Origin of the sequence: Pseudomonas sp. ATCC PTA-122608, assembly GCF_001952855.1 — a bacterium.
Taxonomy (GTDB): domain Bacteria; phylum Pseudomonadota; class Gammaproteobacteria; order Pseudomonadales; family Pseudomonadaceae; genus Aquipseudomonas.
In genome coordinates this window covers 202,951-209,780 of sequence record NZ_LPNO01000054.1, presented here as the reverse complement: position 1 = coordinate 209,780, position 6,830 = coordinate 202,951, and the positions used below count along the sequence as shown (strand labels likewise).

General features: G+C 61.2%; 5 protein-coding genes. All 5 read left to right on the top strand.

Going from position 1 to position 6,830, the window contains the following annotated elements; translation table 11 throughout:
• Positions 1–362 precede the first annotated feature (362 nt).
• Genes AU074_RS31775 through parC form a run of 5 tightly spaced genes read left to right on the top strand, consistent with a single transcriptional unit; the run spans position 363 to position 6,717 of the window.
• A complete protein-coding gene (locus AU074_RS31775; RefSeq protein ID WP_076018077.1) occupies positions 363–971 on the top strand; it encodes a YqiA/YcfP family alpha/beta fold hydrolase in 609 nt (202 codons plus the stop codon).
• Positions 972–1,015: 44 nt separating this feature from the next.
• Complete coding sequence (gene parE, locus AU074_RS31770) at positions 1,016–2,920, top strand: DNA topoisomerase IV subunit B (protein WP_076018076.1); 1,905 nt, start codon at positions 1,016–1,018, stop codon at positions 2,918–2,920.
• A complete protein-coding gene (locus AU074_RS31765; protein WP_076018075.1) occupies positions 2,920–3,924 on the top strand; it encodes an esterase-like activity of phytase family protein in 1,005 nt (334 codons plus the stop codon). Before parE ends, AU074_RS31765 begins: the two co-directional genes overlap by 1 nt.
• Positions 3,921–4,442: a TIGR02281 family clan AA aspartic protease gene (locus AU074_RS31760; RefSeq protein ID WP_076018074.1), complete on the top strand. Its 522-nt coding sequence runs from the start codon at positions 3,921–3,923 to the stop codon at positions 4,440–4,442. The genes AU074_RS31765 and AU074_RS31760 overlap by 4 nt, the downstream gene beginning before the upstream one ends.
• 10 nt (positions 4,443–4,452) lie before the next feature.
• Positions 4,453–6,717: a DNA topoisomerase IV subunit A gene (gene parC, locus AU074_RS31755; RefSeq protein WP_076018073.1), complete on the top strand. Its 2,265-nt coding sequence runs from the start codon at positions 4,453–4,455 to the stop codon at positions 6,715–6,717.
• Positions 6,718–6,830 lie beyond the last annotated feature (113 nt).

Sequence of the window (6,830 nt, the reverse complement as noted above, 5' to 3'; positions counted from 1 at the left end):
GATCTGCTTTTGATCTTGATCTTAGGCGCCCCGTTAAACCACGCTGGCCGAACGCAGGCTTTGGAGCGTGGGTAACCCGGCAGGACGCCGGGTTAGCCGCGCTGGGCCAAGGATGGCCCATCGCGGCGGCCCACGGTCCAAAGCCGGAGTGAGGGCACACCGAGCATTAGCGAGGTGCCGAGTGGTGGGGCAAGAGCGTTTTGCTTACTTTTGCGCTGTTCAAAAGTGAGCCGCTGTAAGAGCGGAACCAATAGTCGCCGTTACAAAAATAACGGATATACACCCAGAAACCCCGCTAGAGCCTAGCCCCCAAGTTCCCTGTAAACTGCCCCCTCTTTAAGCCGCCCCCCAGAGGACCCGGAATGTCCGCATCGATCTTGTATATCCACGGCTTCAACAGCGCTCCTGCCTCCAACAAGGCCAGCCAGTTGATCACCGTGATGGACAGCCTCGGTCTGGCCGACCAGTTGCGCGTGCCGGCCCTGCATCATCACCCCCGCCAGGCGATCCCCCAGTTGGAGGCGGCTATCCGTGACCTCGGAAGGCCACTGCTGGTAGGCAGCTCCCTCGGCGGCTACTATGCAACCCATCTTGCCGAACGCCATGGCCTCAACGCCTTGCTGGTCAACCCGGCAGTCAGCCCTCATCGGATGTTCGACGGATACCTGGGCACCCAGAAGAACCTCTACACCGATGAAACCTGGGAATTGACCCACGACCACGTTGCGGCCCTGGCCGAGCTGGAAGTGCCGGCACCCCAGGACGCCCAGCGTTATCAGGTGTGGTTGCAGACCGGCGATGAAACACTGGATTATCGGCTCGCCCAGCAGTATTACCGAGCCTGTGCCTTGCGCATCCAGGCCGGTGGCGACCACGGTTACCAAGGCTTCGCCCAGCAGTTACCGGCGCTGTTGAGTTTTGCCGGCATTGGCGCAGATCAGTACCAATCCTTCGATTTCACCGCATTGTGAAACCGCAGGTTACTTTTTAATCGAACGACTCACGACGAGACCCCATGGCCACTCCCAGCGCTAGCTCTTATAACGCCGACGCCATCGAAGTCCTCTCGGGCCTCGACCCGGTGCGCAAACGCCCCGGTATGTACACCGACACCAGTCGGCCGAACCACCTTGCCCAGGAAGTCATCGACAACAGCGTCGACGAAGCCTTGGCCGGGCACGCCAAGTCGGTACAAGTCATCCTTCACGCCGACCATTCCCTGGAAGTGTCCGACGATGGTCGCGGCATGCCGGTGGACATTCACCCGGAAGAGGGTGTGTCGGGCGTCGAGCTGATCCTCACCAAGCTGCACGCCGGCGGCAAGTTCTCCAACAAGAACTACCAGTTCTCCGGTGGCTTGCACGGTGTGGGTATCTCCGTGGTCAACGCCTTGTCGAACCACGTGCGGGTCAAGGTCAAGCGCGACGGCAATGAGTACCAGATGACCTTCGCCGATGGCTACAAGGCCACCGACCTGGAAGTGATCGGTACCGTCGGCAAGCGCAACACCGGCACCAGCGTGTATTTCGCGCCGGACCCGAAATATTTCGATTCGCCCAAGTTCTCCATCAGCCGCCTCAAGCACGTGCTCAAGGCCAAGGCCGTTCTGTGCCCGGGCCTATTGGTCAGCTTTGAAGACAAAGGCACTGGCGAAAAGGTCGAGTGGCATTACGAAGACGGCCTGCGCTCCTACCTGGAAGACTCCGTCAGCGAATTCGAACGCCTGCCCAACGAGCCGTTCTGCGGCAGCCTGGCCGGTAATAAAGAAGCCGTGGATTGGGCCTTACTGTGGCTGCCGGAAGGTGGCGACAGCGTTCAGGAAAGCTACGTCAACCTGATCCCGACCGCCCAGGGCGGTACCCACGTCAACGGTTTGCGTCAGGGCTTGCTGGATGCCATGCGCGAATTCTGCGAATACCGCAGCCTGTTGCCACGGGGTGTGAAGCTGGCGCCGGAAGACGTCTGGGAGCGGATCGCGTTCGTCCTGTCGATGAAGATGCAGGAGCCGCAATTCTCCGGCCAGACCAAGGAACGCCTGTCGTCCCGTGAGGCTGCAGCGTTTGTCTCTGGTGTGGTCAAGGACGCTTTCAGCCTGTGGCTCAACGAACACCCTGAATTGGGCCTGGCCCTGGCAGAGCTGGCGATCAACAACGCCGGCCGCCGCCTGAAGGCCAGCAAGAAAGTCGAACGCAAGCGCATTACCCAGGGCCCGGCACTGCCGGGCAAGCTGGCGGACTGCGCCGGGCAAGACCCGATGCGTTCCGAGCTGTTCCTGGTAGAAGGTGATTCCGCCGGCGGTTCCGCCAAGCAAGCGCGGGATAAGGAATTCCAGGCGATCCTGCCCCTGCGCGGCAAGATTCTTAACACCTGGGAAGTCGATGGCAGCGAAGTGCTGGCCAGCCAGGAAGTGCACAACATCGCCGTCGCCATCGGTGTCGATCCGGGCTCGGCCGATATCGCCCAACTGCGCTACGGCAAGATCTGCATCCTCGCCGACGCCGACTCCGACGGCCTGCACATTGCGACTTTGCTTTGCGCGTTGTTCGTCCAGCATTTCCGCCCGTTGGTGGATGCCGGTCACGTCTACGTCGCCATGCCGCCGCTGTTCCGCATCGACCTGGGCAAAGAGATTTTTTACGCCCTGGACGAAGCCGAGCGTGATGGCATTCTCGACCGCCTGGTGGCGGAGAAGAAGCGTGGCAAGCCTCAGGTCACCCGATTCAAAGGTCTGGGTGAGATGAATCCGCCGCAACTGCGAGAAACCACCATGGACCCGAACACCCGGCGCCTGGTGCAATTGACCCTGGAAGATTTCGCCGCCACTTCTGAAATGATGGACATGTTGCTGGCGAAGAAGCGTGCACCGGATCGCAAGAGCTGGCTGGAGTCCAAGGGCCACTTGGCCGAGGTTGTGGGCTGATGCGCAGCAGTTTCGCCCTGGCGATTCTGTTGTTGAGCGGGTTGGCGGCCACCTCGGTGGTCGCGGCGCCTGTGGCTGAGCTGAAGCTGTTGTCGGAACACCCGGTGGAAGGCATGCGCGGCGGTAACCTGTCGGGCCTGGCCTTATGCGGTAACGAATTGTGGACAGTCTCCGATCGCGATGACGACCAGATCTACCGGCTCGATACCGCTGGTGATGTCTGGAAAGCAGAGAAATACGGGATTGACGTGCCGCCGGTGCCGGAGTCGGGTTTGCCCTTTGGCCTGCGCTCACGCACCAAGGCAGCTGCGTTGATTCGTGGCGGCGACCTGGATTTTGAAGGCATCAGCTGCGATGCGGCGGGCAACCGTTACATCGTCAGTGAGGCTCACGCGGCGGTTCTCAGGGTGCCTTTCTCCGCAGAACACGGTGATACGGAGTGGCTGAAGATCGCCCCGGGCATGGTTCGCGAAGCTCGGGCCAGTGGCATGTTGCTGCACTTCAATGCGTTGTTTGAAGGCATCGTGGTTAACCCGGAAGGCAATCAAATCTGGCTCGCGGCAGAGCGTGAGCGGCGCGGGCTGATCTCCATCAAGCGCCCGCAAACCCTTTGGGATTGTGATGGCCCTTGTGTGTTGCTGAGCGAGGCCGGCCAGGAGATGCAGCCGGCGCAGTTCCCGGGCGCCAAGGCGGTGTCCAAGGACTTTGCAGATTTGGCGCTGTTCAATGGCAAGCTGTTTACCCTGGAGCGCAATGCGTTTCAGGTGTGTCGCCGGGATGCGGTCACGGCCCAGGTGGAGTTGTGCTGGTCGTTTGCCGATGAAGCGCTGACGCCGAATCGGCGTTATGCCCAGGCCTATGGATTGGCCGAAGCCTTGGTGGTGGACGCTGACGGTGCCTGGATCGGCATCGACAATAACTTCGGCGCCCGCGCCGATGGCGAAAAGCGGCCGGTGGTCTATCGTTTCGCCGCCCCTGCGGGTGGCTGGAGCGCCAAGCCATGAGTGTGCAACCACCGGGCAAGCGCGCCGGCCGGGTGTTGATGTTCGTCGCGTGGGGCGCCGGCCTGTTTTTGGCGACACGATTTTTTGGACAGTGGGAAGCGCGACAGGAAAATCCCAATGCCGTGGTGACCTCGGAGCAACACGAGGGTTATGTCGAAGTAAAATTGCTGGGCAACGGCCAAGGGCATTTTGTCGCCACTGGCCAGATCAACGGCCAGCCGGTGCAGTTCATGCTCGACACCGGGGCCACCGACGTGGCGGTTCCGGCCGAATTGGCCGACCGTCTCGGGCTTAAACGCGGCATGCCGGTTGGCGTGAGTACGGCCAACGGGCGAACCCAGGGCTTCCGGACCGAGCTGGGCCGCCTGCAACTGGGCGATATCGTCCTTCAGGACGTGCGCGCCATCGTGGTACCGGGTTTGGGCGATGAACAGGTATTGCTGGGCATGAGTGCATTGAAACAACTTGAATTTACCCAGCGCAGCGGCACCTTGCTGCTGCGCCAGACCAAACAATGATGAGGCCCGCATGAGTGACATCCTTGCAGACAGCTTAGACGGCGTAGAACGCCGGTCGCTGGCTGACTTCACCGAAAGTGCCTACCTCAACTACTCCATGTACGTGATCATGGACCGTGCCTTGCCGCATATCGGCGACGGCCTGAAGCCCGTACAGCGGCGCATTATCTATGCGATGAGTGAGTTGGGCCTGGACGCGGACTCCAAGCACAAGAAGTCGGCGCGTACCGTCGGTGACGTGCTCGGTAAGTTCCACCCCCACGGCGACTCGGCGTGCTACGAAGCCATGGTGCTGATGGCCCAGCCGTTCAGTTACCGCTATACGCTGGTGGACGGCCAGGGTAACTGGGGTGCGCCGGATGATCCCAAGTCCTTCGCCGCCATGCGTTACACCGAAGCGCGCTTGTCGCGGTATTCGGAAGTGCTGCTCAGCGAACTGGGCCAGGGCACGGCCAACTGGGGCCCGAACTTTGACGGCACCCTCGACGAACCGTTGGTGTTGCCGGCACGTTTGCCGAACATCCTGCTCAATGGCACCACCGGCATCGCCGTGGGCATGGCCACTGACGTGCCGCCCCACAACCTGCGGGAAGTGGCCAGCGCCTGTGTGCGCCTGCTGGATGAGCCGAAGGCTACGGTCGAGCAGCTCTGCGAACATATCCAGGGCCCGGACTACCCGACCGAAGCGGAAATCATCACGCCTCGAGCCGATCTGCTGAAAATCTACCAGACCGGTAAAGGCTCGGTGCGCATGCGCGCCGTGTACCACATCGAAGATGGCGACATCATCGTCACCGCGCTGCCGCACCAAGTGTCCGGCGCCAAGGTGCTGGAGCAGATTGCCGCGATGATGCAGGCCAAGCCGTCGAAGCTGCCGCAAGTCGCCGACCTGCGTGACGAGTCCGACCACGAGAACCCGTGCCGCATCGTGATCATCCCGACCAACAGCCGGGTCGACCACGAAGTGCTGATGCAGCACTTGTTCGCCAGCACGGAGCTGGAGTCCAGCTACCGGGTCAACGTCAATATCATCGGCCTGGACGGCAAGCCGCAGTTGAAAAACCTGCGGGCATTGCTGGTGGAATGGCTGGAGTTCCGGGTACAGACCGTGCGTCGCCGCCTGCAATTCCGCCTGGACAAGGTCGAGCGCCGCCTGCACCTGTTGGACGGTTTGTTGATTGCCTATCTCAACCTGGATGAAGTGATCCACATCATCCGTACCGCCGAACACCCGAAGGCCGAGCTGATCGCGCGCTTCGAACTCAGCGAGATCCAGGCTGACTACATCCTCGACACTCGTCTGCGTCAGTTGGCGCGGCTGGAAGAGATGAAGCTGCGCGACGAACAGGACGCGCTGCTCAAGGAACAAGCCAAGCTCCAGGCCCTGCTGGGTAGCGAAGCCAAGCTGAAGAAGCTGGTGCGCACCGAGCTGATCAAAGACGCCGAAACCTATGGCGACGACCGCCGTTCGCCGATTGTCGAGCGCGCTGAAGCCAAGGCCCTGACTGAAACCGAGCTGCTGCCTAACGAGAAAATTACCGTCGTTCTGTCGGAAAAGGGTTGGGTTCGCTCGGCCAAGGGGCATGATATTGACGCCACCGGCCTGTCGTACAAGGCTGGTGACGGTTTCAAAACTGCTGCAGCGGGGCGTTCCAACCAGTTTGCGGTGTTTATCGACTCCACCGGTCGCAGTTATTCGGTGCCGGCGCATACGTTGCCGTCGGCGCGGGGGCAGGGTGAACCGTTGACCGGGCGCCTGACACCGCCGCCGGGTGCGAATTTTGAGTGCGTGCTGCTGCCGGACGATGATTCGCTTTACGTCATCGCCTCCGATGCGGGTTACGGCTTCGTGGTCAAGGGTGAAGACCTGCAGGCCAAGAACAAGGCGGGCAAGGCGTTGTTGAGCCTGCCGAACAACGCCAAGGTGATCCTGCCGCGTCCGGTGGAAGACCGTGAAGGCAATTGGCTGGCATCGGTGACCACCGAAGGGCGCCTGCTGGTGTTCAAGATCAGCGATTTGCCGCAGTTGGGCAAAGGCAAGGGCAACAAGATCATTGGTATCCCCGGGGAGCGGGTGGCCAGTCGCGAAGAGTACGTGACCGACATCGCAGTGATCCCGGAAGGCTCGACCCTGGTGTTGCAGGCCGGCAAGCGCACGTTGTCACTGCGCCCTGACGACCTCGAACACTACAAGGGAGAGCGAGGGCGTCGTGGCAATAAACTGCCGCGCGGCTTCCAGCGAGTGGATGCTTTACTGGTGGAAACACCGGTTTAACGCGATATAGAGAGCCCGATCTACGATTTAACCCGTAGATCGACGCTTTCGCGCTGGAGTCATGGCGCATATTCACGGATGATATGGCCTTTCCAGCGCCGGCGTGGCTGAGC